Here is a 23,762-nt window from a genome sequence, read left to right as displayed (position 1 = left end):
CGTGGATTCCGGTCGGCGCGGAGATCGGGTTTGTTCTGCGCAGACGGTCTGAATGAGTCCAAAACGAGAACTCTGAGTCACTTTTGCAACACTAAGCCCGAAGTCGGCAAAGAATTGAATTCAATGAACAATTCTGTGTTGACGGTATGACTCGGCCTGTGATTCGTTGACGGCATGGCAGTGCTCGACGAAATACGAATGCGCGCCCGAAGCGCCTTGTGGCCGATTATCGGGGCGCTGCTGCTCGCCTATTTCTCATACCACATGGTCCAGGGCGACCATGGGTTGCTCTCGTTGTTGCAACTCCGCGCGAAGGTCGACCAGGCGCAAACGGTGCATGCAACTCTTCAGGCCGAGCGCATGAAGCTCGATGCCCGCGTGGCGCTGCTCCGGCCCGACAACCTCGATCCCGATATGCTCGAAGAACGTGCCCGGGTGATGCTGAACTTCGCCCACCCGAATGAGATCGTCATCCTCGAGTAGCATTCGGGCCACATTCGTCGCGCAACATCCGCGAACAACAATGCTGCGTTGGGTTCAAATATTGCGCGCCGGATCGGGCTAATTAACTGAACATCAGTAAATATCTCACTTTTCCCTGAATTTACACGTCTTTTGCCGTATCCGCACTTGTCGAAATTTGCCTTTTCGCCTACTTGTCGGGGAGGCGAAAGACGCCGATCACTGTTGTAGGGGGAGAGTGTGATGGCGCGAAAGCCAGCCACGAAATCGTCACGGACAAGCAAACGGTCGGCGTCCAAGGGGGCAACCCCACGCAAGAAAACCGCTGCGGCAAGAGCCAAGTCCGACAAGCCGGATTACAAATCATACGGCGCCGACAAACTACTTGAACTCTATGGCGAGATGCTGCTCATCCGCCGATTCGAGGAGAAGGCCGGCCAGATGTACGGCATGGGCCTCATTGGCGGGTTCTGCCATCTGTATATCGGTCAGGAAGCCGTCGTCGTCGGCATGCAGGCCGCGCTTCAGGAACAGGATTCGGTCATCACGACCTACCGCGACCATGGCCACATGCTTGCGTGCGGCATGGACCCGAACGGCGTGATGGCAGAGCTGACCGGCCGCGAGGGCGGGTATTCGCGCGGCAAGGGCGGCTCGATGCACATGTTCTCGAAGGAGAAGAACTTCTACGGCGGCCATGGCATTGTCGGTGCCAACGTGCCGCTCGGCACCGGCATCGCCTTCTCGCACAAGTATCAGGGTGATAACGGCATCTGCCTGGCATATTTCGGCGATGGTGCCCTGAACCAGGGACAGGTGTACGAATCCTTCAATATGGCGGCCCTTTGGGACCTGCCGATCATCTACATCATCGAGAATAACCGCTACGCCATGGGCACGTCGGTCGCCCGCGCCTCGGCCGAGCCGGACCTGTTCAACCGCGGTTCGGCATACGGCATCCCGGGTGCCCAGGTCGACGGGATGGACGTGGTGAAAGTATTTGAGGCCGGCCAGGAAGCCGTCGAATACACCCGCTCCTCCGGCAAGGGACCGTTTATCCTGGAGATGCAGACCTACCGCTATCGCGGGCATTCGATGTCCGATCCGGCCAAGTACCGGACCAAGGAAGAAGTCCAGAAGATGCGGACCGAGAAGGATCCCATCGAGACCCTCAAGGCCGTCTTGATCGCGCAGAAAATGGCGGACGAAGATGCGCTCAAGGCGATCGACCGCGATGTCCGCGAGCGGGTCAACGCGGCGGCGGACTTTGCCCAGGAGAGCCCCGAGCCCGATCCGTCCGAGCTTTACACCGACATTCTGATTGAAGCCTGACCCAGACGCGGGACAGGGAGGAAAATTGATATGCCGATCCAGGTACTAATGCCGGCGCTTTCGCCGACCATGACCGAGGGCAACCTCGCGCGCTGGCTCAAATCCGAAGGTGACAGCATTGCACCGGGTGACGTGATCGCCGAAATCGAGACCGACAAGGCGACAATGGAAGTCGAGGCCGTCGACGAAGGCACGTTGGGCAAGATCCTGATTGCCGAGGGCACCGAGGAAGTCGCGGTCAACACGCCGATCGCGGTGATCCTGCAGGATGGCGAGAGCGCTGCGGATATCGGTGATGCCGCACCGGCTGCCGAGAGTGCGCCGGCAGAAGAGTCTGCGGCTGCTCCGGATGCGGCGGCGGACGAAGCGCCGTCCGCACCGGTTGCGGCGATACCCGCCGCCGAGGCCGACTATGACGGCCCGACCGTCGAAGTGACGGTGCGCGAGGCCCTTCGCGACGGTATGGCGGAAGAAATGCGCCGCGACGACAAGGTCTTCCTGATGGGCGAGGAGGTCGCGCAGTATCAGGGCGCCTACAAGGTCAGCCAGGGCCTGCTTGAGGAGTTCGGCGATCGCCGGGTGATCGACACGCCCATTACCGAGCAGGGTTTTGCAGGCATCGGCGTCGGTGCGGCCTATCACGGCCTCCGTCCGATCGTCGAGTTCATGACCTTCAACTTCGCCATGCAGGCGATCGACCAGATCATCAACTCGGCGGCCAAGACGCTCTACATGTCCGGCGGCCAGATGGATGTGCCCATTGTGTTTCGCGGTCCGAACGGCGCGGCCTCACGCGTCGGAGCACAGCATTCCCAATGCTATGCGAGCTGGTACGGCCATGTTCCGGGCCTGAAGGTTGTCGCGCCCTATTCCGGGGCGGATGCGAAGGGACTGCTCAAGTCGGCGATTCGCGATCCGAACCCGGTTTTGATCCTCGAGAATGAAATGCTCTACGGCACCACATTCGATGTGCCGGACGACGCTGACTACACCGTGCCGATCGGCAAGGCGAAAATTGTGCGCGCGGGTGGAGACGTAACTATCACCGCGTTTTCGCTGATGGTCGGTCGCGCCCTGGAGGCCGCCGAAATGCTGGCCGCGGAGGGCATCGAGGCGGAGGTCATCGATCTGCGTTCCATTCGGCCGCTCGACACCGAGACCGTCGTCGAATCCGTGAAACGCACGAACCGTATCGTCTCGGTGGAAGAGGGCTGGCCCTTTGCCGGCATTGGCGCGGAAATCGGCATGCGAATGATGGAAGACGCGTTCGACTATCTCGACGCGCCGGTCGTTCGGGTCACCGGCGAGGATGTGCCGATGCCATATGCGGCCAACCTCGAGAAACTGGCGTTGCCGCAGGCGGAGAAGATCGCGGCCGCGGCCAAGCGCGTTTGTTACAAGGACTGATGCGGTGCGTGACGGATCACAGCGATGCGTTGGCACGAATAGTTGCAAGTCAATGCGATTTAAGCAGAACGTTGCGCGGATGGCGCGAACGACCATTCAAGTCGCAACACGCGTAAACGGTGGTGGGGATATGATCCCGGCGGACCGTTTTGCAGATTGTACCTGAGGGAAGCACTGATGCCGATTTCCATTCTCATGCCCGCCTTGTCGCCCACCATGACCGAAGGCAATCTTGCGCGCTGGCTCAAGGCCGAAGGGGATGCCGTCGCGCCGGGCGACGTCATAGCCGAGATCGAGACCGACAAGGCGACCATGGAAGTCGAGGCGGTCGATGAAGGCGTCCTCGCAAAAATCCTGATCGCGGAAGGTGCCGAAGAAGTCGCCGTCAACACACCTATCGCAATCCTGCTGGAAGAGGGCGAGGATGATTCCGCCCTCGACGGGTTCGACACCGGCGGTGCGGAACCGGCCGCAAAAGGCGATGACCCTGCTCCCGCGCCCGAAGCGCCCGAGCCGCAAGCCGAGGCACCGGCTGCTGCACCGACCGCACCCGCGACACCGGCCACGCCGGCGAGCACCGGTGATCGGGTGGTCGCCAGCCCGCTGGCCCGCCGTCTGGCGGCCCAGCAGGGGATCGATCTGGCCCAGGTGACCGGTTCCGGCCCGAACGGTCGTATCGTGAAAGACGACATCGAGAACTTCTCGGGCGCGTCCGCGGCATCGGGAGCGACAGCGCCGGCGCCGGCCGCCTCGGTCGAGGGCGATGCGCCGTATGAGGTGCTGCCGCTGTCGAATATGCGCAAGGTCATCGCCAAGCGGATGACGGACTCCAAGCAGCAGGTTCCGCATTTCTACCTGACGGTGGATTGCGAGATCGACCGGCTGCTGGAGGCGCGCAAGAATCTCAATGCCCGGGCCAAGGACGGCGAATTCAAGATTTCCGTAAACGACATGATTATCAAGTCCGCCGCCGCGGCGCTGATCGAGGTGCCGCGCGCCAATGCGGCCTGGTCGGACGAGGGGGTCCGGCTGTTCAAGCGGGCGGACATTTCCGTCGCCGTGGCAATCGACGATGGGTTGATCACGCCGATCGTGCGCGGGGCCGAGAGCAAGGGTCTCAAGGCGATTTCGTCGGAGATGGCGGATCTTGCCGCGCGCGCGAAGGAAAACAAGCTGGCACCGGAAGAGTTCCAGGGCGGCACCTTCTCCATCTCGAACCTTGGCATGTACGGGCTGAAACAGTTTGATGCCGTCATCAATCAGCCCCAGGGCGCAATTCTGGCCGTGGGTGCGGGCGAACAGCGCCCGGTGGTGCATGACGGCGAGTTGGCTGTGGCGACGGTCATGTCCCTGACCTTGTCGGTAGACCATCGCGCGCTCGATGGCGCGATCGGGGCCGAGTATCTGGCGGCGCTCAAGGGTCTCATCGAAGAGCCGCTCGGGCTTCTCCTGTAATCAAAATTGACCCGGCGCCGATATTGCGTGCGCCGAAACCTTCGAGGTTGAACCTATGGCGGACAAGCAATTCGATCTGGTGGTAGTCGGCGGCGGGCCCGGCGGCTATGTCGCGGCGATCCGTGCCGCCCAACTGGGCATGAAGGCGGCCGTGATCGAGGCCAACCATCTCGGCGGCATCTGCCTGAACTGGGGTTGCATACCGACCAAGGCGCTCCTGCGCACCTCGGAAATCTATCACTACATGCAGAACGCCGAAGCCTATGGGTTGAAGGCGGATAATGTCTCGTTCGATCTCAAGAAGGTCGTCGAGCGCTCGCGCGGGGTCGCGAACCAGCTCAACCAGGGCGTCGGCTTCCTTTTGAAGAAGAACAAGGTCGAGGTGATCGACGGCTGGGGCAAGCTCGCTGGCGGCAAACCCGGGGCGCACAAGGTCGTCGTGGAGAAGGACGGCAAGAAAATCGCCGACGTCACGGCGAAGAATGTCCTGCTGGCGACCGGCGCCCGCGCCAGGAATATTCCGGGCATGGAAGCTGACGGCGAGCAGATCTGGAGCTATCGCGAGGCGATGGTGCCCGAGGAATTCCCGAAGTCATTGCTGGTTGTCGGGTCCGGCGCGATCGGCATCGAGTTCGCTTCGTTCTACAGAACGCTTGGGGCGGAGGTGACCGTGGTCGAGGTTCTCGACCGTATTCTCCCGGTCGAGGATGAGGAGATTTCCGACCTCGCTGCCAAGGCGTTCGAGAAGCAGGGCATGAAGCTGATCACCGGGGCATCGGTGAAATCGCTCTACAAGCAGCCGGACAAGGTCACCGCGACGATCGAGAAAGACGGCAAGTTCCAGAATATCGAGACCGAGCGCGTCATCATGGCCGTGGGGATCGTGGGCAATGTGGAGGATATCGGCCTCGAAGACACCAAGGTGGTGGTCGAGAAGTCGCACATCGTGATCGACGAGTGGGGCCAGACGGCCGAGCCGGGTATCTGGGCCATCGGCGATGTCGCCGGCCCGCCATGGTTGGCCCACAAGGCGTCTCATGAGGGGATCATCGCGGTCGAGAAGATGGCCGGCGAGAAAAACCTTCACCCCCTCGACACCAGCCGCATCCCGGGTTGTACCTATTGCAGCCCCCAGGTGGCGTCGATCGGCATGACCGAAGCCGCCGCGAAGAAGGCCGGTCGCAAGATCAAGGTCGGGCGCTTCCCGTTCCAGGGCAACGGCAAGGCGATCGCGCTTGGTGAACCCGAAGGTCTGATCAAGACGATCTTCGATGCCGATACGGGCGAGTTCCTGGGTGCCCACATGATCGGGGCCGAGGTGACCGAGCTGATCCAGGGTTACGGCATCGCCAAGACCCTCGAGACGACCGAGCATGAACTCATGGAATCCGTCTTCCCGCATCCGACCCTGAGCGAAATGATGCACGAGTCCGTGCTTGACGCTTACGGGCGCACGATCCATTTCTAGTTCATGACTTCTACACCCGTTCGCGACAAGAGCACCGACCCCGCGCTCCGGCATCCGGAGAAGCGCAACCGGCCGGACAACCCCATCCAGCGCAAGCCGGACTGGATTCGTGTGAAGGCGCCGACCAGCAAGGCCTATCACGAGACCCGCAAGATGATGCGCGACCTCAACCTGGCCACGGTCTGCGAAGAGGCAGCCTGCCCGAATATCGGTGAATGCTGGGCCAAGAAGCACGCGACGATCATGATCATGGGCGACACCTGCACGCGCGCTTGTGCGTTCTGCAACGTGGCAACCGGCGTGCCGAAGCCGCTGGACCCGAACGAGCCGGCAAATGTCGCGGTGGCGGTTGGCGGCATGGCGCTCGAGCATGTGGTGCTGACGTCGGTCGACCGGGACGATCTGGACGATGGTGGCGCGGACCATTTCGGCCAGGTCGTGCGCGCGCTGCGCGCATCGGCCCCGACCACGACCATTGAGATTCTGACGCCGGACTTCAAGGACAAGCCGGGCGCGATCGACGTGCTGGCACAGGACCCGCCGGACGTGTTCAACCACAATCTGGAGACCGTGCCGCGGCTCTACCCGACGATCCGCCCCGGCTCGCGTTATTTCACCAGCCTCGATCTGCTGCACCGGATCAAGGACAAGGTGCCAAGCATCTTCACCAAGTCCGGCCTGATGGTCGGGCTCGGCGAGACCCGTGAAGAAGTCGGGCAGGTGATGGATGATCTGCGCGCCGCCAACGTCGATTTCCTGACCATCGGCCAGTATCTGCAGCCGACCCCGAAGCACGCCCGGATCGACAAGTTCGTCACGCCGGACGAGTTCGAGGGTTACGCCAAGATGGCGCGCGGCAAGGGGTTTTTGCTCGTGTCGGCGACGCCGCTGACCCGGTCGAGCTATCACGCGGGGGATGACTTCGCCAAGCTGCGGGATGCCCGCGAGGCGAAGCTCGCGGCGGCGGGCTGACCGGCAAGACCCGCTTCAGCGTGCCGTCCCACAAGGAAATACGCGTTCTTCCCTATACCCCCGATCAGCTCTATGCGCTGGTCGGTGACATCGAAAGCTATCCCGAGTTTCTGCCCTGGTGTATCGCGGCGCGCAATCGCAAGCGTGAAGACACACCGGATGGCGAGATCGTCTGGTCCGATCTGGTGGTCGGGTTCAAGCTGATCCGCGAACGGTTTACGTCGAAAGTTACGCTGACCCCGCGGCACGACACGCAGGACGCCCGGATCGATGTCGAGTATGTGGACGGGCCGCTCAAATTCCTGCGCAACCATTGGGTCTTTGTGCCACGCGAGGACGGTGCCTGCGAGATCGATTTCTATGTGGAGTTCGAGTTCCGCAGCCGCATCCTCGAGAAAATGATAGGCGCGCTGTTCCACGAGGCGATCAGCCGCATGGTCGGCGCGTTCGAGAAACGCGCGGCCGAACTCTATCGGCCGGTATGACAATTCACTACTGACCCGGCCCGAAGCCGCGATATTTCCTTTTCCGCGTTAGAGTTCTGGTTGGAACCATCAGGAGCAGGACAATATGAGCACTTATGTTACCGAGACCGAGGCTGCACCCTCGGATGTCGCACTCCGCCATTTCCAAGCCATGCTTGAATTCGAGACGGACTGTTGGGATGTTCACGAGAGTCTCGGGACCGGAGATGCAGATTTTGTTCTGCTCGATGTCAGGGGTGCCAGTGCTTTTGCCAAAGGACATATTGAAGGTGCTGTCGATCTGCCACATCGGGAAATAACGCCTGAACGGATGTCCGAGTTTCCGGCAGACAAGTTGTTCGTGGTGTATTGCGCGGGTCCACACTGCAATGGTGCGAACAAAGCTGCTGTCCGTCTCGCACGGCTTGGCATGCCGGTGAAAATGATGATCGGTGGCATTACCGGCTGGCTCGACGAAGGCTTCAGCCTGATAAAATCTGCCTGACGGACAGGGGCCCGGTTCGAGGGTACGCTTTTCTCGTCCCCCGACGCCGTGGCCGGGTCAGCTTTCTCCCTGCACGGTGCGGCGCAGGATCGTGAAAGCCGTCTGGACGGTTGAATCGCGCACGTCGGCGCGGTCGCCGGGAAAGACTTCATGATGGACGATGGTGGGTCGGCCGCGTCCGGCGCAGGCGAAATGCACGAGGCCGACGGGCTTGTCCTTCGTGCCGCCGCCCGGGCCTGCGACGCCGGTGACGGAGACCGTGATATCCGCCAGGGATTTGGCGAGTGCGCCCTCGGCCATGGCGCGGGCGACCTGTTCGCTGACCGCACCATGCAGCGTGATCAGCATCTTCGGGACGCCGAGCATTTCCATCTTGGCCTCGTTCGAATAGGTCACGAAACCGCGCTCAACCACGTCCGACGAGCCCGCAATTTCGGTCAGGCAACCGGCGATCAGGCCGCCGGTGCATGATTCCGCCGTCGCGACCTTCATCTTGGCCCGCCGGCACAGTTCCAGCAGTTCGGCGGCGTCGTGGAGGAGTTGGGCATCGAACATTTGTTATCCAAACAGGGTAGGAAGGGTGCCGGCCGTTCCGAGCCAGACGGCGATGAGCCAGGTCAGGACGCCGGCATAGACTCCCGCACCGATATCGTCGGCCATAATGCCGACCCCGCCATGCAGTTTCTCGAGGTCTTTCAGCGGCCATGGCTTGGTGATGTCGGCGAAACGGAACAGGACGAATGCCACCACGTAGAAGCGCCAGTCGAGCGCCACGGGCAGAATCGCCAGCCACTGGCCGATCACCTCGTCGATGACCACCCGCTGGGGATCCTGCAGGCGGTGGAACGACGCCAGCTTTCCGCTGGCCCACACGCCCACAACGAACCCGATGAAAATCAGGGCCATCAGCAGGAACTGCCCGCCGATCATGACCGCGATGACAGCGAAAGGAAGCGCAGCGAGCGAGCCCCATGTGCCGGGCGCACCCGGCAGGTCACCGGCGCCGAACCATGTGGCGAGCATGCGCGCGACCTTTGGTTCGGCGGCGTCGGATTGTTTTTCGGGTGTCATGGGCTTGTCTCGACGGTAGCGGTCACGCTCGCCTGCGCGGCGATGCCTTCGCCACGCCCGGTAAAACCGAGGCCTTCGGTGGTGGTCGCCTTGACCGAAATGCGGCCGACATCGACCTCGAGAATCTCGGCGATGCGCGCGCGCATCGCATCGCGGTGCGGGCCGATGCGCGGCGCCTCGCAGATTATCGTCATGTCGATATGGACCAGCGCGCCGCGTCGTTGTTGCAGCAGGCCCGCCGCGTGGGCGAGGAACCGGCTCGAGTCCGCGCCGCGCCATTGGGGGTCCGATGGCGGAAAATGGGAGCCGATATCCCCGTCGCCGATGGCGCCGAGGATGGCGTCGGTCAGGGCGTGGAGCGCGACGTCGGCGTCGGAATGCCCGGCCAGCGCGCGGTCGTGGGGAATATCGACCCCACCCAGACGCACATTTTCGCCGGGGCCGAAGGCGTGAACGTCGAAACCCGATCCGACGCGGGTTTCGCGCGTGCCCTGGAGCCAGGCGGCCGCGCGGGCCAGGTCGTCGTCGTGGGTGATCTTGATGTTGCATTCCTCGCCCGCGACGACGGCGACGCGCAGGCCCGCGGCCTCGGCGATCGCCGCGTCGTCGGTGAAGCTGGTGTCACCGGCTGCGCGCTCATGTGCCGTGAGCAGCGCCTGGAATCCGAACCCCTGGGGTGTTTGCGCGCGAAACAGGCCGCTGCGATCGACGGTATCGATGATCGTGTCATCTTCCACCCGTTTGATCGTATCCGTCAGTGGCAGGGCCGGCACCGCGCCGTCCGCGTTTTCCAGTGCTCCGATCACGCGTTCGATCAGGGCATGGGAGGTGAGGGGGCGCGCGCCATCGTGGATCAGCACCCGCGCCGGCGGCGTTCCCCCAGCCAGGCTTTGCAGGCCGTTGCGGACGGATTCCTGCCGGGTCTCGCCGCCGACGACCGACGACCCCAGATCCAGACCCCGGCTGGCGTCGGCGAACCGCGCATCGTCGTCGCGGTGAATGACCGTGTGTACCCTGTCGATGGCAGGGTGTGCAGCGAACGCCTCGAGCACATGGCGCAGGATGGGGCGACCATGCAGATGCTGGTACTGTTTCGGCAGGTCGCCGGACATGCGCGCGCCGCGGCCGGCGGCGACGATCAGGGCAACGGTTTCGGGCGCGTTCTCGGGCACGTTCGGCCACTCCAGTGGAAATCTGGGCGCACGTTAGTCGCCCGCCTGTGCCTTGCCAAGGCGTGGCGCCGAAATCCGGCACGGCAAATGTGGAAGATACCCAGACGCAGGCGTGACGGGCGATGTTGCCTGCACGATCACCGGCCAGTGACCGGCGCGCGCGCGCCTCGTATGATGGGGTCATGGGTGGATCGATCACATTGGGTCTCGCGGCGCTGTTGACGCTGTTGCCGGCGGCGGCGCTGCCATTTGGCCGACGTGATGCGATCGTGCCGGGCGGCGGGTCCATGTTCTGGATTTTGTTACTGGTGGCGACGGTCGGCCCGCTCGCGCTAGATATTTCCGTTGCCGGCGGCATCTGGCGTACGGGGTTCAGCGCCACATTGTGGACGATCATTGCCGCGACGATGGTCATCTACCTGGGCGTCTGTGTTCTGTCGCCGGCCGCGCGCCGCCTGAGCGGCTTGCTGCTGCCCTATCTGGTGTTGCTGGCGCTCATCGCGCTGGCATGGTCGTCCGTTCCCGAGCAGCCCTTGTCGGGCAGCTTGTTGACGACGTGGCTGCGGGTACATATCGGCGTGTCACTGGTCACCTACGGGCTGATCAGTATCGCCGCCGTCGCCGCGCTGGCGATCTGGCTCAAGGAACGGGCATTGCGTGCCCATAAGGTGTCTGGCCGGACAGAGATATTGCCGGCGGTCGCCGATGCCGAGCATTTGCAGATCAGGCTTCTGGTGGCGGCGGAAATCGTGCTCGGGGCCGGTTTGCTGACGGGGGTGGCGACCCAATTGTCCGCGACCGGCGCGGTTTTTGAACTGGATCACAAGACCATCCTGTCGGTGGCAACGTTCGTGATAATCGGGGGATTGCTGCTGCTCAACCGCGGGAGTGGCCTGCGTGGCCGGCGTGCCGCACGCATCGTGCTGTTCGCCTATCTGCTCATCACGCTGGCCTTCCCCGGGGTCAAATTCGTGACCGATGTGCTTGTGGGCTAAAGGCCATAAATAGTTCTTGTTGCACTGCAACATAGCGTCTATTATGCACAAACCATAGTCACTTGGTGCATGTGCGCAATAAATGAGCAATATATTCCAGAATCCGTCAGAGCCCCTCAAAATCGGGGCCGTCAGCTTCCCCAACAGGGTCGTGCTTGCGCCCATGTCGGGTGTCAGTGATCGCCCGTTCCGGCGTTTGGCGTCGCGATTCGGTGCCGGTCTGGTGGTATCCGAGATGGTGGCCAGCCGCCAGATGCTTCTGAACACGCGCCAGTCTTCCCAGCGGATGCTGTTTGACGAGGGCACCGGCCCTGTGGCAATCCAACTGGCGGGCACCGAACCCCAGATCATGGCCGACGCGGCCGTGCTGGCCGTCGAACGGGGCGCCGATCTGATCGACATCAACTTCGGTTGCCCGGCCAAGAAGATTGTCCGCAAGGCGTCCGGTTCGGCGATGATGCGCGATGTCCCCCTGGCGACAGCGATCATGCGGGCCGTGGTCGATGTGGTTGACGTGCCCGTGAGCGTGAAAATGCGCACCGGTTGGGACGATGACAGCCGGAATGCCCCCGAACTTGCACGCATCGCCGAGGATATCGGGGTGCAGATGCTGACAGTTCATGGCCGTACCCGTTGCCAGTTCTATACCGGCACGGCCGACTGGGACTTTATCGCAAACGTAAAAGACAGCGTGTCCATACCGCTGATCGCGAACGGCGATATTCGCACGATCGAAGACGCGTATGCCTGTCTCGACCGGTCTGGCGCGGACGCGGTGATGATTGGTCGCGCGGCCCAGGGGCGCCCCTGGTTCCCCGGCGATGTGGCACATCATTTCGCGACCGGGCAGGTCCGGCCCGAACCCGATATCGCCGCGCGCTGGCGCATCCTGCGCGAGCATCTCGACGGGATGCTCAGTCTGTATGGCGTGAGCACCGGCATTCGCAACGCCCGCAAGCATATCGGCTGGTACATCACGGGAATTCCCGGTGCCGCCGAGTTCCGCAATGTGGTCAACAACACGCTCGACGAGCGGGTGATTTTTGACGAGATGCACCGTTTCCATGACTTGTCGCTGGAGGCCGCGTGATGACGATCGCCGATGATCTTTCGCGCCATTCCGCCGTTGGCATGTTTGCCGGTGTTGACCCCGTCTCGATTCTCAACGCCCTCAGCGACGCCGTGATCGCGGTCGGTGAGGACAACACGATTCGCTTTGTGAACTACGCGGCCGAGCAGATGTTCGGCGTCGCGGCACATGGTCTTGTCGGCACCTCCCTGGATGGCTTCATTGCATCCGACAACCCGTTGTTCTTCATCATAGAAAAAGCCAGGCGGGCCGGCGCGAGTTATGCCGAACGCGATGTGCGTATCGAGGGGCCGCGGTTGAACGAGCGTGAGATGTCCGTTCAGGTGCAGCCCTCTCCCGAAGACGGCGGCGTGGTGATCATCAGCCTGCATGAGCAGACGTTGGCACGGCATATCGACCGGCAGCTGGTGCATCGCGGTGCGGCTCGATCGGTGACGGCGATGGCGTCGATGCTGGCCCACGAGGTCAAGAACCCGCTTTCCGGTATTCGCGGTGCAGCACAGCTGCTGGAAGACGATACGGACGAGAACGGGCGTGAACTGACGCAGTTGATCTGCGAAGAGGCCGACCGGATCGTCTCCCTGGTAAATCGCATGGAGGCGTTCTCCGATGAGCGGCTTCCAGAACGATCCGCGGTAAACATTCACGAAGTCCTCGATCGGGCACAACGTTCTGCGGAGAGCGGCTTTGCCCGCAATGTCCGGTTCGTACCGTTGTTCGATCCTTCCCTCCCGATGGTATTCGGAAACCGGGACCAGCTGATTCAGGTGTTCCTCAATCTGGTGAAGAATGCGGCCGAGGCCGTCGACGACCAAGGCGGCGAAATACGCATCGAAACCCGTTACCGACACGGGCTGCGCCTGGCCCTGCCCGGGACCGGCGAGCGGGTCGACCTGCCGATCGAAATCACCATTCGTGACAATGGATCAGGGGTGCCCGCCGATATCCAGCCCTACCTGTTTGATCCCTTCGTGACATCCAAGAAAAACGGAAGCGGGTTGGGGCTGGCTCTTGTGGCCAAGCTGGTTGGCGACCATGGCGGCGTCATCGATCTGGAGAGCGATAATACGGGCACCGCGTTCAAGGTGATGCTGCCGGTGGATGACACGGCGGCGGGAGATACGACATGAGCGCCGCGACGATTCTCGTTGCCGATGACGACCGGAGTATCCGCACCGTTCTGGGCCAGGCGCTGGGACGCCTTGGCCATGAGGTGCGCTCGACCGGGACGGCGGCCAACCTCTGGCGCTGGATTGCCGACGGCGAAGGCGATCTGGTGATCACGGATGTGGTCATGCCCGACGAGAATGGCCTCGACCTGATCCCCCGAATTCGGAAGATTCGCCCCGACCTGCGCATCATCGTGATGAGTGCCCAGAACACACTGCTGACCGCCGTTCGGGCGACCGAACGCGGCGCGTTCGAATATCTGCCCAAGCCCTTTGACCTCAAGGAGGTGGTCGAGGTCGTCCAGCGCGCATTGTCCGAGAGCCCGGCGCCCGCCGCGGCACCGGATCACGGTCTGCCGGGCGAGGAAGAGGATCTGCCGCTGATCGGGCGTTCCTCGGCGATGCAGGACATCTACCGGGTGCTGGCCCGACTGATGAATACCGATCTGACGGTCATGGTGACCGGAGAATCGGGCACTGGCAAGGAACTGGTCGCGCGCGCACTGCACGACTATGGCAAACGCAAGTTCGGCCCCTTCGTGGCGATCAACATGGCCGCAATCCCGCGCGAACTCATTGAAAGCGAGCTCTTCGGCCATGAGAAGGGGGCCTTCACCGGCGCCACCAGTCGGTACTCGGGACGTTTCGAACAGGCGGAGGGCGGCACGCTGTTCCTCGATGAGATCGGCGACATGCCGGTTGAGGCCCAGACACGTTTGCTCCGGGTGTTACAGGAAGGTGAGTATTCGACGGTTGGCGGCCGCACCCCGATCTCCACGAACGTACGCATCATCGCCGCGACCCATCGTGATCTGCGCCTCGCCGTCCGTCAGGGCCTGTTCCGGGAAGATCTCTACTACCGTCTGAACGTGGTGCCGCTGCGCATTCCGCCCTTGCGCGAGCGATCCGAGGATATCCCGGAGCTGGTCCGGCATTTCCTTTCGAATACCGAAACCGGCGGTATGGCTCCCAAGACCTTTGTCCCGGAGGCGATGCTGCGCCTGCAGGACTATCGCTGGCCGGGCAATGTCCGGGAGTTGGAAAACCTCGTGCAGCGGCTGACCGCACTCTACAGCCAGGAAGTCATCAGCGTCGAAATGATCGAGGCGGAACTGGCGCAGTCCGCACCGGGCTCGGCAGGCGAAGCGGGGGGCGAGGACGAATCGCTTTCCGGCGCCGTCGAACGCCACTTGCGGACATATTTCTCGGCCCACCGGGACGGATTGCCGGCCCCCGGACTCTACGGTCGGATGTTGCATGAACTGGAGCGCCCACTCATCGCGCTGGCGCTTGAGGCCACGCGCGGTAATCAGCTTCGCGCCGCCGAAATGCTGGGGCTGAACCGGAACACATTACGTAAGAAAATCCGTGAGTTAGACATTGATGTTGTACGAGGCGTAAAATAGGAAATCGTGCGTTTTCACCGAATTGACCCCATATTGGGTCTACCCCTGATGGGGCAACGGAAGCACGTGCACTATCGAGCATCGAATGACCGATGAAGTAAGCCCCGGGAAGGCGCACGGACAGGCCTTGCATGTGACGTCTGAACCGACGCCGGAATATGCGGGAGGTTCCGGGCGCCGGGACGCAGCCGCCATGCGGCGCGTGGCCATGTGGGCCGGGCGTGCCAACATCGGTAGACGCCTTGCCTTCATGCTTATGGCGGTCGGCGTCACCGCCGGTATCGCGACACTCCTGACCCTGACGGGCAACAGTGATTTCGGCATGGGCGATTCCGCGCTCGATGTGCTGGTTGCCGTCGATCTCGTGCTCGTTCTGGCGCTCGGTGCGGTTGTCGTCCAGGGTCTGGTGCGCCTATGGGGTCAGCGCCGCGCCGGTCTGGCAGCAGCCCGCTTGCATGTCCGGCTCGTCGGTCTGTTTTCGATCGTTGCGATCGTCCCGGCGATCCTGGCCGTTGTTCTGGCGGCCTTGTTCTTCAATGTCACGATTCAGAACTGGTTCAGCGACCGGGTGCGCCAGGCCGTCGAGAGTTCGGTGCGGGTCTCGGAAGCCTATCTGAGCGAGCATGAACAGATCTTCCGGTCGGACGCGTTCGCGATGACCGAGGAACTGAACCGAATCTGGCCGCAGATCGCGACCGATACCCGACGAACCCAGCGCAGCCTGGATGTTCTGGCCGAACGCCATTCCGTGCATGGCGCGCTTCTGCTCGACCCGACGGGGCGAATCCTGACCCAGGCTGGCTTCACCTCGTCCCTGACCTTCGATCTGCCGCCCGCCTGGGCCTATGTCGATTCGAGCAACGGCGAACCCGTGGTCCTGGTGGCGGAGGGGCGCGACCGTGTGCGGGCCCTGATCGGGCTCGATGTGCGCCCCAAGGTATTTCTCTATGTCGGCCGGTTCATCGACCCGAACGTACTGGAGTTGCGCGAGACGACCCGTCGCGCGGCGAACGACTATGCGCTGGTCGAGTCGGAACTGACCGACTTGCAGATCGAACTCGCAGCAATTTTTGTCATCGTCACGCTGCTGTTGCTCATGACGGCAGTCGGGCTCGCCTTCGTTTTTGCCAACCGTTTAACCCGCCCGATCGCCAGCCTCGTCCATGCCGCGGAAATGGTGCGCTCGGGTAATCTTGGTGTGCGTCTTGCCGAGGCGAGCCGGTCCGACGACGAGATCGGCATGTTGACCCGCGCCTTCAATCGCATGACGCGCCAGCTCGATGAGCAACGCCGCGAACTGACGGAAGCGAACCGGCAGCTCGAGGATAGGCGGCGGTTCACCGAAGCGGTTCTCGGCGGTGTGTCGGCGGGGGTTGTCGGCCTCGACAATACCGGGCGTGTCAGCCTGCCGAACCGGTCCGCGACCGCGTTGCTTGGTATTCGGCTGGACGAACTCATGGGTCGCCAGCTCGGCGAGTGTGTGCCGGAACTGGCCGATCTGATTGCGCGCGCGGTCGGCGACCCCGAGCGGCTTGTCGAGGATGAGGTCTCGGTTGAAACCGGCACCGACCGCAAGACCCTGCATGTCCGGATCGCGGCGGAGCATGATGCCCAGCAAACAGTGATCGGGTTTGTGGTGACATTCGATGATGTCACGGAGCTTCAATCGGCGCAGCGCAAGGCAGCGTGGGCGGATGTGGCGCGGCGTATCGCGCATGAAATCAAGAACCCGCTGACCCCCATTCAATTGTCGGCGGAGCGCCTGAAGCGAAAATATCTGAAAGAGGTCCAGAGCGACCCGGATGTGTTTGCCCAATGTACGGACACCATCGTCCGGCAGGTCGGGGACATCGGCCGAATGGTCGATGAGTTCTCGGCGTTTGCACGGATGCCCAATCCCGTTATGCGGCCGGTCGACCTGGCGAAGATCTGTCGCGAGGCGATTTTCCTGCAGGATCAGGCGCACGCGGATATTCGGTTCGAGACCGAATTTCCGGGCATCCCGGTGCTCGCGAATTGCGATTCGGGCCTGGTCAGCCAGGCGCTTACCAATCTGTTGCAGAACGCCGTCGATGCGATTGTCGGCCGCCCCGACGGGGCGGATGGCGCGGCGCGCGAGCCGGGGTGGGTGCGCATGCAGCTAACCGAGACCGGGAACACGGCGTCGATCATCGTCGAGGATAACGGTCGCGGCCTGCCGGTCGAGGAGCGCGATCGCCTGACCGAGCCTTACGTCACCACTCGCTCCAAGGGAACCGGGCTCGGGTTGGCGATTGTGTCGCGAATCGTCGAACAACATGGTGGAACCTTGATCCTGGAGGACCGGGGTGTCGGCCTTCCGGGCGCACGCATTGTATTGACCCTGCAGGTCGATCTGCCGCAATCCGGCAATACCGAAGACGATGAACAGTCGACGGCGAGATAGGGGCGATACGTCAGGGCATGGCTGAAGATATTCTCATAGTCGACGATGAAGACGATATTCGTCTTCTGATCGCCGGTGTACTCGAGGATGAGGGGTACGAGACCCGCGATGCGGCGAATGCCGAGCAGGCGATCGAGCAGATCGCGGCGCGGCGGCCGAGCCTCGTTGTGCTCGATATCTGGCTCGAGGACAGCCGCCTTGACGGCATGGAGCTTCTGCATCTGATCCGCCGTGAGCATCCGAACGTCCCCGTCGTGATGATCAGCGGGCATGGTTCGGTCGAGACGGCGGTTCAGGCGATCAAGGTCGGGGCCTATGACTATATCGAGAAGCCGTTCAAGACCGACCGGCTCATCACGATCGTCAGCCGCGCGATCGAGGCGGCGCGTCTGCGGCGTGAAAATCGCGAGTTGCGGCTGCGCGCGGGCCCCGAGACCGAGATGGTAGGCGATTCACCCGGCATCGTGCTGCTGCGCCAGGGAATCGAGAAGGTTGCGCCCACCGGCAGCCGGGTTCTGATCACCGGCCCTGCGGGTTCGGGCAAGGAGGTGGCGGCGCGCATGCTGCATGCCAGCTCGCGCCGCGCCGACCAGCCGTTCGTCGTGGTGAACTGTGCGTCCATGGCGCCGGATCGCATGGAAATCGAACTTTTTGGGGTCGAGTCCGGGCGTACCAGCGAGGCGGAAGGTCGCAAGATCGGTCTGTTCGAACAGGCTCATAACGGGACATTGTTGCTCGATGAAGTCGGTGACATGCCGATCGAGACACAGGGGAAGATCGTTCGGGTTTTGCAGGACCAGACCTTCGAGCGGGTCGGCGGAGGTCAACGAATCAAGGTCGACGTGCGTGTTGTTGCCACCACCACCCGCGACCTGCTCGAGGAAATTCGATCAGGCGAGTTCCGCGAGGACTTCTATTACCGGCTGAACGTGGTGCCGTTCGAAATTCCGAACCTGACCGACCGGCGCGAAGACATACCGAAGCTTGCCGAACACTTCATGCGCCGCGCGTCCGAGCAGGCCGGCATGCCGCCGCGCCGGATCGGCCCCGACGCGATGACGGCCTTGCAGGCCCATAACTGGCCCGGCAATGTGCGTCAGTTGCGCAATGTGATCGAATGGCTGTTGATCATGTCATCGAGCGATTCGAGTGCTTCGATTCGCCCCGAGATGCTGCCCCCGGAAATCATGGATAAAACGCCAAGGGCGTTTCAGAGCAGTGCGAATACGGAGTTCCTGGGGTTGTCGCTGCGCGATGCGCGCGAAGAATTCGAGCGGCAGTATCTTGAGGCGCAGGTCAACCGTTTCGGCGGCAATATTTCCAAGACAGCAACCTTTGTCGGAATGGAGCGTTCGGCGCTGCATCGCAAATTGAAGTCGCTTGGCGTAAAAGGGCCCACCGTTCGAGGTATGGAGTAGGCGGGCGGCCGAACTGTTGAATGCGGCGCCCGGCGGCGCGGCTGGTTTCAGGGGATTCCCATGAAAGCGATTATCTGTGGTGGCGGTCAGGTCGGATCGAGTATTGCGCGCGAGCTGGCTTCGGAGCGCGTGGATGTCACTGTTATCGATCAAAGCCCGGAACTGATCCGACGCATACGCGATACGCTGGATGTGACCACAATGATCGGGTTCGCCTCGCATCCCGATGTGCTCGAGGCGGCGGGTGCGCGCGATGCCGACATGATCGTGGCCGTGACGTTTGCCGACGAGGTGAACATGATCGCATGCCAGATCGCGCACTCGCTGTTCGACGTGCCGATGAAAATTGCGCGCATTCGGTCGCAGGCCTACCGCAATCCGATCTGGGCCGACCTTTTCTCACGCGACAATATGCCGATCGACGTGATCATCTCGCCGGAAATCGAAGTCGCGAAAGCGATCAGCCGGCGCTTCACCGTGCCCGGCTCCTTCGAGATGATTCCGCTGGCGAACGACCGGTTGCGGTTGATCGGCGTCCGGTGTGAAGTGGACTGCCCGATCCTGAATACGCCGTTGCGCCAGCTGACGACGCTGTTTCCGGATCTGCGGTTGTCGATCGTCGGCATCATCCGCGAAGGCAAGCCGATGGTGCCGACCGGCGACGATCATCTGGAGCCGGGCGACGAGGTCTATATCGTCATCGATGCCGAGCATGTGCCGCGCGCCATGGCCGCTTTCGGTCATCAGGAGCAGGAGGCGCGCCGGGTCATCATCATCGGCGGCGGCAACATCGGCCAGAGCCTTGCCGCGGATATCGAGGAACGGTTCTCGGGAATTACTGCCCGGGTCATCGAACTGAACAAGGAGCGTGCCGAAGAAGCGGCCAACGCGTTGGCCAAGACCAGTGTCATCCATGGCGATGCGCTCGATCCGGATATCCTGGCGGAGGCCGGCGTCAGCAAGGCGAGCACGGTGGTGGCGATAACCAACGATGACGAGGTCAACATCCTCGCGTCGTTGTTGGCCAAGCGCTACGGGGCCGAACGCGCGGTCACGCTCGTGAACAGCAACACCTACAACCCGTTGCTGGCGCCCCTGGGCATCGATGTCGTGGTCAATCCCCGGGTTATTACCGTCTCGACGATCCTGCAGATCGTGCGCCGCGGCCGCATTCGCTCGGTCCATTCGATCGGAGAAAACTTCGGGGAGGTCATTGAGGCCGAGGCGCTGGAGACGTCGAGCCTCATCGGCAAGGCGATCAACGATGCCAAATTGCCGACGGGCGTCATCGTGGCGTCGATCCTGCGCGATGACGAGGTGCTGATGGTCACCAAGGATACGGTGATCAATGTCGGGGACAGGATCATCCTGTTCGCGACGAAGGATGCCGTGCGCAAGGTCGAGAAAATGTTCGCCGTTCGTCTCGAGTTTTTCTAGATCACGTCGACGGGAGCCGTTCGTGCCGCGTATTGCCTATGTAAACGGTCGATATATCGAGCACCGTCGTGCTGCCGTGCATGTCGAGGATCGCGGGTATCAGTTTGCCGACGGTGTGTATGAGGTCATCCACCTGTTCCGCGGACGCCTGATCGATGAGGCGCCGCATCTCGACCGACTGGACCGGTCCCTCGGGGAGCTGAGCATCCCCTGGCCGTTGTCGCGAGCGGCGCTTGTTGTAGCCATGCGGGAACTGGTCAGGCGCAACCGCTATGCCACGGGCCTGCTCTACATCCAGGTCACCCGCGGGGTGGCGCCACGCGATCACAAGTTTCCCGAAGAAACGCGTTCGGCCCTGGTCATGACCGTCCGCCCGATTACCGAGTTTCCCGCCGATATGCGCGAGGAAGGCGTCAAGGTCATCACGATTGATGACCTGCGCTGGGCCCGCTGTGACATCAAGACGGTTGCATTGCTGCCCAACGTGCTCGGCAAGCAAGCGGCGGCGGAAGCCGGTGCATATGAGGCGTGGATGTGTGACACGGACGGTTTCGTGACCGAGGGCACATCATCGAATGCGTGGATTGTGACCGCGGACGGGACGCTCGTGACCCGCCCAGCAGGCCCGGACATCCTGCGCGGCATCACGCGCCAGGCCATTATTCGGCTTGCGGGGGATATGGGAATAGCGTTCGAGGAACGAAAGTTCTCCTGCGACGAGGCGCTGGCGGCGCGCGAGGCGTTTTTAAGCAATTCCTCGCACTTTGTGACCCCGGTGACGGCAATCGATGACACGGTCATCGCGAACGGGAAGCCCGGATCGCTGAGCGCGGCGCTACACGAGCGATACATGGAATTCATGGAATCCGTGCCGCTGGCGCTCGGTCGGGGATGAATCCGCGAAATCGGTGCATGAAGGACTGGAAATCCGGTCCGCGAGGCATATCTTATATAAGTGTGTGTCTGGGAAGCCGCGATGCGGTCGGAAACACATGCTAAGTTGAGTTTCGTACAGCGAATATAACAACCAACACAAGAACAAAGCTGAGGTAACAAGATGGCTGCAGAACGGTCACAGAATGTCCAGGACGTGTTCCTGAATAACATTCGAAAAAACAAAACTCCGGTCACGATTTTTCTCGTCAATGGCGTAAAACTGCAGGGAGTCGTGACCTGGTTCGACAATTTTTGCGTCTTGCTGCGTCGTGATGCGCACTCGCAACTTGTCTACAAACACGCGATCTCGACGGTGATGCCGTCGATGCCGATCCAGCTCTTCGAGCCGGAAACAGACGAGGCTGAAGCCGAAGCGGCTGAGTAACCGCGCGTCTTGGGAACCAATGACTACTCCGTGACGGACGAATTCGGCGCCGTGCCAACGCGGACGCTGGTGCTTCAGCCCGTCATCCGTGGCGGCGTCGATTCCAACGGCGGGCGCAGCGCGGACACGCTTCTCGAAGAGACGGCGGGTCTCGCGCGCGCTATTGCGCTGGACATTGTCAGCATGCGGGCCGTGCCTTTGAATCGCCCGCGGCCCTCGACCCTGTTCGGCGGCGGCGTGGTGGAGGAGGTCCATGATCGGCTGGATGCCGACGAGATCGGCCTGGTCATTGTCGGCGGCCCGTTGACGCCCGTTCAGCAGCGCAACCTGGAGCGTGCGTGGAAATGCAAGGTGATCGACCGTACCGGTCTGATCCTCGAAATTTTCGGTGCCCGGGCGCGGACGCGCGAAGGACAATTACAGGTTGAACTCGCGGCCCTGAGTTACCAGCGCAGCCGCCTGGTGCGCTCCTGGACCCATCTCGAACGCCAGCGCGGCGGGTTCGGGTTCGTTGGCGGCCCCGGTGAGAGCCAGATCGAGATCGACCGGCGTCTGATCGATGACAGGATCGCCCGGCTCAAGCGGGAACTTGAGCAGGTGCGGCGTACACGAGGACTGCACCGGCGTGCCCGCGCGCGTGTGCCGTACCCGTTAATTGCGCTCGCGGGCTATACCAACGCCGGAAAATCGACGCTGTTCAACCGGGTCACGGATGCCCAGGTGCATGCCGAAGACATGCTTTTCGCGACACTCGATCCGACAATGCGCCAGCTCGAACTGCCATCGGGCAGAACGGCGATACTGTCCGATACGGTCGGGTTTATCTCCGATCTGCCGACGGACCTCGTCGCTGCGTTTCGCGCCACGCTCGAAGAGGTGACGGCGGCCGACGTGATTGTTCACGTGCGCGATTGTGCGGATCCCGACACGGAGGCCCAGAACCAGGATGTCGAGGCGATCCTCGAAAACCTGCTCGCGGGCGCCGAACGCGGCCCCGATGACGACAGCGAAAAGAAGGGGCCGCCGGCGCAGTTGGAGGTCCTGAACAAGATCGACCTGATCGATGCCGACGAGCGCGCGTTCCTCGCCGACCGGGCGCGGAACAGCGACGATGTGGTGATGCTATCGGCCGTCACCGGTGAAGGCTGCGCCGCGTTGCTGGCCCGGATCGACGCCATTCTTGCAGCCGGGGAAACCGTCGAGACGTTCGATGTTTCGTTTGCCGATGGCGCGGCGCTTGCCTGGCTCTACGAGAAGGGCGAGGTGCTCAAGCGGGACGACAGCGGCGCGAACACGCGGATTACCGTGCGGCTGGCACCGCGAGATGTGGCGCGGTTCCGCCGTCGCCTGGATGAAGGGGCGATGGCGCCATGAGCCGGGAACGACCGGACATGGATCGGGTCGCGGAACTGATCGCGACCGCGGCAGCGGAGATAATATTGCCGCGTTTTCGTCGTCTGAAAGACGGCGAAATCGATGAAAAAGATGGCGGCGAACTGGTCACGATCGCGGATATCGAGACAGAGACATGGCTCACCCAGCGGCTGCCCGAACTGGTGCCGGGCAGCACCGTGGTGGGCGAAGAGGCGGTGTTTGCGGACAAGTCGGTCTTCGACAGGCTGGCCGGAGACGACCCGGTCTGGGTCATCGATCCGGTGGACGGCACCTCGAACTTTGCGAATGGGCGTGCGACGTTTGCGGTCATCGTGGCCTACGTTATCCACGGCGAGGTGCAGGTGGGCTGGATCTACGAACCGGTTTCCGAAACGCTTGCCTTGGGCGCGCGCGGCGACGGGGTGCGTCTGAATGGGCGCGATGTCGCGCTCGGGAACGCGGAAACGGAAACCGACTTCGTCGGCACGGCGGCCCGATACCTGCGTGAACGCGCCGAACGGGCGCCGGAGACAGTCCGGGAAGTCTTCCGGCCCCGCTGTGCAGGTCATGAATATGTCCAGATATTGTCGGGCGAGCGGGCATTTTCGGCGTATACGAAACTGCTGCCGTGGGATCATGCAGCCGGTACGTTCCTGGTTCGCGAGGCGGGCGGCCATAATGCCCTGCTGAATGGCGGGCGCTACGATCTGACCAAGCCGAAGGGCGATATGCTGACAGCGCGCAGCCAGGACGTGTGGCAAAAAATACATGCGGTGATCGCATCGAGCGAAAGCGACGAACGATAAATTAAGGAGGGGA

General features: G+C 62.4%; 22 protein-coding genes. 19 read left to right on the top strand and 3 right to left on the bottom strand.

The window, feature by feature from the left end:
• The first annotated feature begins 198 nt into the window (after positions 1 to 198).
• The 8 genes from ABJ363_16990 to ABJ363_16955 all read left to right on the top strand — a co-directional run bounded on the left by ABJ363_16990 (position 199) and on the right by ABJ363_16955 (position 8,065).
• Positions 199 to 483, top strand: a complete 285-nt coding sequence (locus tag ABJ363_16990) for a septum formation initiator family protein (protein MEP4380685.1) — start codon at positions 199 to 201, stop codon at positions 481 to 483.
• A 222-nt stretch (positions 484 to 705) separates the two neighbouring features.
• Positions 706 to 1,794, top strand: a complete 1,089-nt coding sequence (gene pdhA, locus ABJ363_16985) for a pyruvate dehydrogenase (acetyl-transferring) E1 component subunit alpha (GenBank protein MEP4380684.1) — start codon at positions 706 to 708, stop codon at positions 1,792 to 1,794.
• A 30-nt stretch (positions 1,795 to 1,824) separates the two neighbouring features.
• On the top strand, positions 1,825 to 3,201 hold the full coding sequence (locus tag ABJ363_16980) for a pyruvate dehydrogenase complex E1 component subunit beta (protein MEP4380683.1): 1,377 nt from the start codon (positions 1,825 to 1,827) through the stop codon (positions 3,199 to 3,201).
• A 177-nt stretch (positions 3,202 to 3,378) separates the two neighbouring features.
• Positions 3,379 to 4,656 (top strand): pyruvate dehydrogenase complex dihydrolipoamide acetyltransferase, encoded by a 1,278-nt coding sequence (locus ABJ363_16975; GenBank protein ID MEP4380682.1) that lies wholly within the window; start codon positions 3,379 to 3,381, stop codon positions 4,654 to 4,656.
• Between the two features lie 55 nt (positions 4,657 to 4,711).
• On the top strand, positions 4,712 to 6,124 hold the full coding sequence (gene lpdA / locus ABJ363_16970) for a dihydrolipoyl dehydrogenase (GenBank protein MEP4380681.1): 1,413 nt from the start codon (positions 4,712 to 4,714) through the stop codon (positions 6,122 to 6,124).
• A 3-nt stretch (positions 6,125 to 6,127) separates the two neighbouring features.
• Positions 6,128 to 7,096 carry a lipoyl synthase gene (gene lipA, locus ABJ363_16965; protein MEP4380680.1) on the top strand — a complete coding sequence of 323 codons (969 nt, stop codon included), beginning with the start codon at positions 6,128 to 6,130 and terminating at the stop codon, positions 7,094 to 7,096.
• Positions 7,097 to 7,116: 20 nt separating this feature from the next.
• A complete protein-coding gene (locus tag ABJ363_16960) occupies positions 7,117 to 7,581 on the top strand; it encodes a type II toxin-antitoxin system RatA family toxin (GenBank protein MEP4380679.1) in 465 nt (154 codons plus the stop codon).
• An 85-nt stretch (positions 7,582 to 7,666) separates the two neighbouring features.
• Positions 7,667 to 8,065 carry a rhodanese-like domain-containing protein gene (locus ABJ363_16955; protein MEP4380678.1) on the top strand — a complete coding sequence of 133 codons (399 nt, stop codon included), beginning with the start codon at positions 7,667 to 7,669 and terminating at the stop codon, positions 8,063 to 8,065.
• Between the two features lie 57 nt (positions 8,066 to 8,122).
• On the opposite strand, the gene ABJ363_16950 is transcribed toward ABJ363_16955, so the two are convergent.
• The 3 genes from ABJ363_16950 to ABJ363_16940 are packed head-to-tail and all read right to left on the bottom strand — an operon-like array spanning position 8,123 to position 10,308.
• Entirely contained in the window at positions 8,123 to 8,620 is a 498-nt protein-coding gene (locus tag ABJ363_16950; protein MEP4380677.1) for a CinA family protein, read from the bottom strand.
• Between the two features lie 3 nt (positions 8,621 to 8,623).
• On the bottom strand, positions 8,624 to 9,136 hold the full coding sequence (locus tag ABJ363_16945) for a phosphatidylglycerophosphatase A (protein MEP4380676.1): 513 nt from the start codon (positions 9,134 to 9,136) through the stop codon (positions 8,624 to 8,626).
• The gene (locus tag ABJ363_16940; GenBank protein ID MEP4380675.1) at positions 9,133 to 10,308 is read right to left on the bottom strand and encodes a bifunctional 2-C-methyl-D-erythritol 4-phosphate cytidylyltransferase/2-C-methyl-D-erythritol 2,4-cyclodiphosphate synthase; all 1,176 of its coding nucleotides are present in this window, start codon (positions 10,306 to 10,308) and stop codon (positions 9,133 to 9,135) included. The genes ABJ363_16945 and ABJ363_16940 overlap by 4 nt, the downstream gene beginning before the upstream one ends.
• Positions 10,309 to 10,490: 182 nt before the next feature.
• On the opposite strand from ABJ363_16940, the gene ccsA reads away from it, so the two are divergent.
• The 11 genes from ccsA to ABJ363_16885 all read left to right on the top strand — a co-directional run bounded on the left by ccsA (position 10,491) and on the right by ABJ363_16885 (position 23,749).
• Complete coding sequence (gene ccsA / locus ABJ363_16935; GenBank protein MEP4380674.1) at positions 10,491 to 11,303, top strand: cytochrome c biogenesis protein CcsA; 813 nt, start codon at positions 10,491 to 10,493, stop codon at positions 11,301 to 11,303.
• Positions 11,304 to 11,385: 82 nt separating this feature from the next.
• Positions 11,386 to 12,393 (top strand): tRNA dihydrouridine synthase DusB, encoded by a 1,008-nt coding sequence (gene dusB, locus ABJ363_16930; GenBank protein ID MEP4380673.1) that lies wholly within the window; start codon positions 11,386 to 11,388, stop codon positions 12,391 to 12,393.
• Positions 12,393 to 13,523 (top strand): ATP-binding protein, encoded by a 1,131-nt coding sequence (locus ABJ363_16925; protein MEP4380672.1) that lies wholly within the window; start codon positions 12,393 to 12,395, stop codon positions 13,521 to 13,523. The genes dusB and ABJ363_16925 overlap by 1 nt, the downstream gene beginning before the upstream one ends.
• Positions 13,520 to 14,968 (top strand): nitrogen regulation protein NR(I), encoded by a 1,449-nt coding sequence (gene ntrC / locus ABJ363_16920; GenBank protein MEP4380671.1) that lies wholly within the window; start codon positions 13,520 to 13,522, stop codon positions 14,966 to 14,968. The genes ABJ363_16925 and ntrC overlap by 4 nt, the downstream gene beginning before the upstream one ends.
• An 85-nt stretch (positions 14,969 to 15,053) precedes the next feature.
• On the top strand, positions 15,054 to 17,393 hold the full coding sequence (locus ABJ363_16915) for a PAS domain-containing sensor histidine kinase (GenBank protein ID MEP4380670.1): 2,340 nt from the start codon (positions 15,054 to 15,056) through the stop codon (positions 17,391 to 17,393).
• A gap of 17 nt (positions 17,394 to 17,410) precedes the next feature.
• The gene (locus ABJ363_16910; protein MEP4380669.1) at positions 17,411 to 18,811 is read left to right on the top strand and encodes a sigma-54 dependent transcriptional regulator; all 1,401 of its coding nucleotides are present in this window, start codon (positions 17,411 to 17,413) and stop codon (positions 18,809 to 18,811) included.
• Between the two features lie 60 nt (positions 18,812 to 18,871).
• Positions 18,872 to 20,248 (top strand): Trk system potassium transporter TrkA, encoded by a 1,377-nt coding sequence (gene trkA / locus ABJ363_16905; protein ID MEP4380668.1) that lies wholly within the window; start codon positions 18,872 to 18,874, stop codon positions 20,246 to 20,248.
• A 22-nt stretch (positions 20,249 to 20,270) separates the two neighbouring features.
• Positions 20,271 to 21,143, top strand: a complete 873-nt coding sequence (locus ABJ363_16900) for a D-amino-acid transaminase (protein MEP4380667.1) — start codon at positions 20,271 to 20,273, stop codon at positions 21,141 to 21,143.
• 162 nt (positions 21,144 to 21,305) lie between these two features.
• The gene (gene hfq / locus ABJ363_16895) at positions 21,306 to 21,569 is read left to right on the top strand and encodes an RNA chaperone Hfq (protein MEP4380666.1); all 264 of its coding nucleotides are present in this window, start codon (positions 21,306 to 21,308) and stop codon (positions 21,567 to 21,569) included.
• A gap of 30 nt (positions 21,570 to 21,599) precedes the next feature.
• Positions 21,600 to 22,943 (top strand): GTPase HflX, encoded by a 1,344-nt coding sequence (gene hflX, locus ABJ363_16890; protein MEP4380665.1) that lies wholly within the window; start codon positions 21,600 to 21,602, stop codon positions 22,941 to 22,943.
• Positions 22,940 to 23,749 carry an inositol monophosphatase gene (locus ABJ363_16885; protein MEP4380664.1) on the top strand — a complete coding sequence of 270 codons (810 nt, stop codon included), beginning with the start codon at positions 22,940 to 22,942 and terminating at the stop codon, positions 23,747 to 23,749. Before hflX ends, ABJ363_16885 begins: the two co-directional genes overlap by 4 nt.
• The last annotated feature ends 13 nt before the right edge of the window (positions 23,750 to 23,762 follow it).

The organism is Alphaproteobacteria bacterium, from assembly GCA_039980135.1.
GTDB lineage: Bacteria > Pseudomonadota > Alphaproteobacteria > UBA6615 > UBA6615 > UBA8079.
The sequence above is the reverse complement of the archived record's forward strand: the minus strand, read 5'-3'. Positions and strand labels throughout refer to the sequence as shown.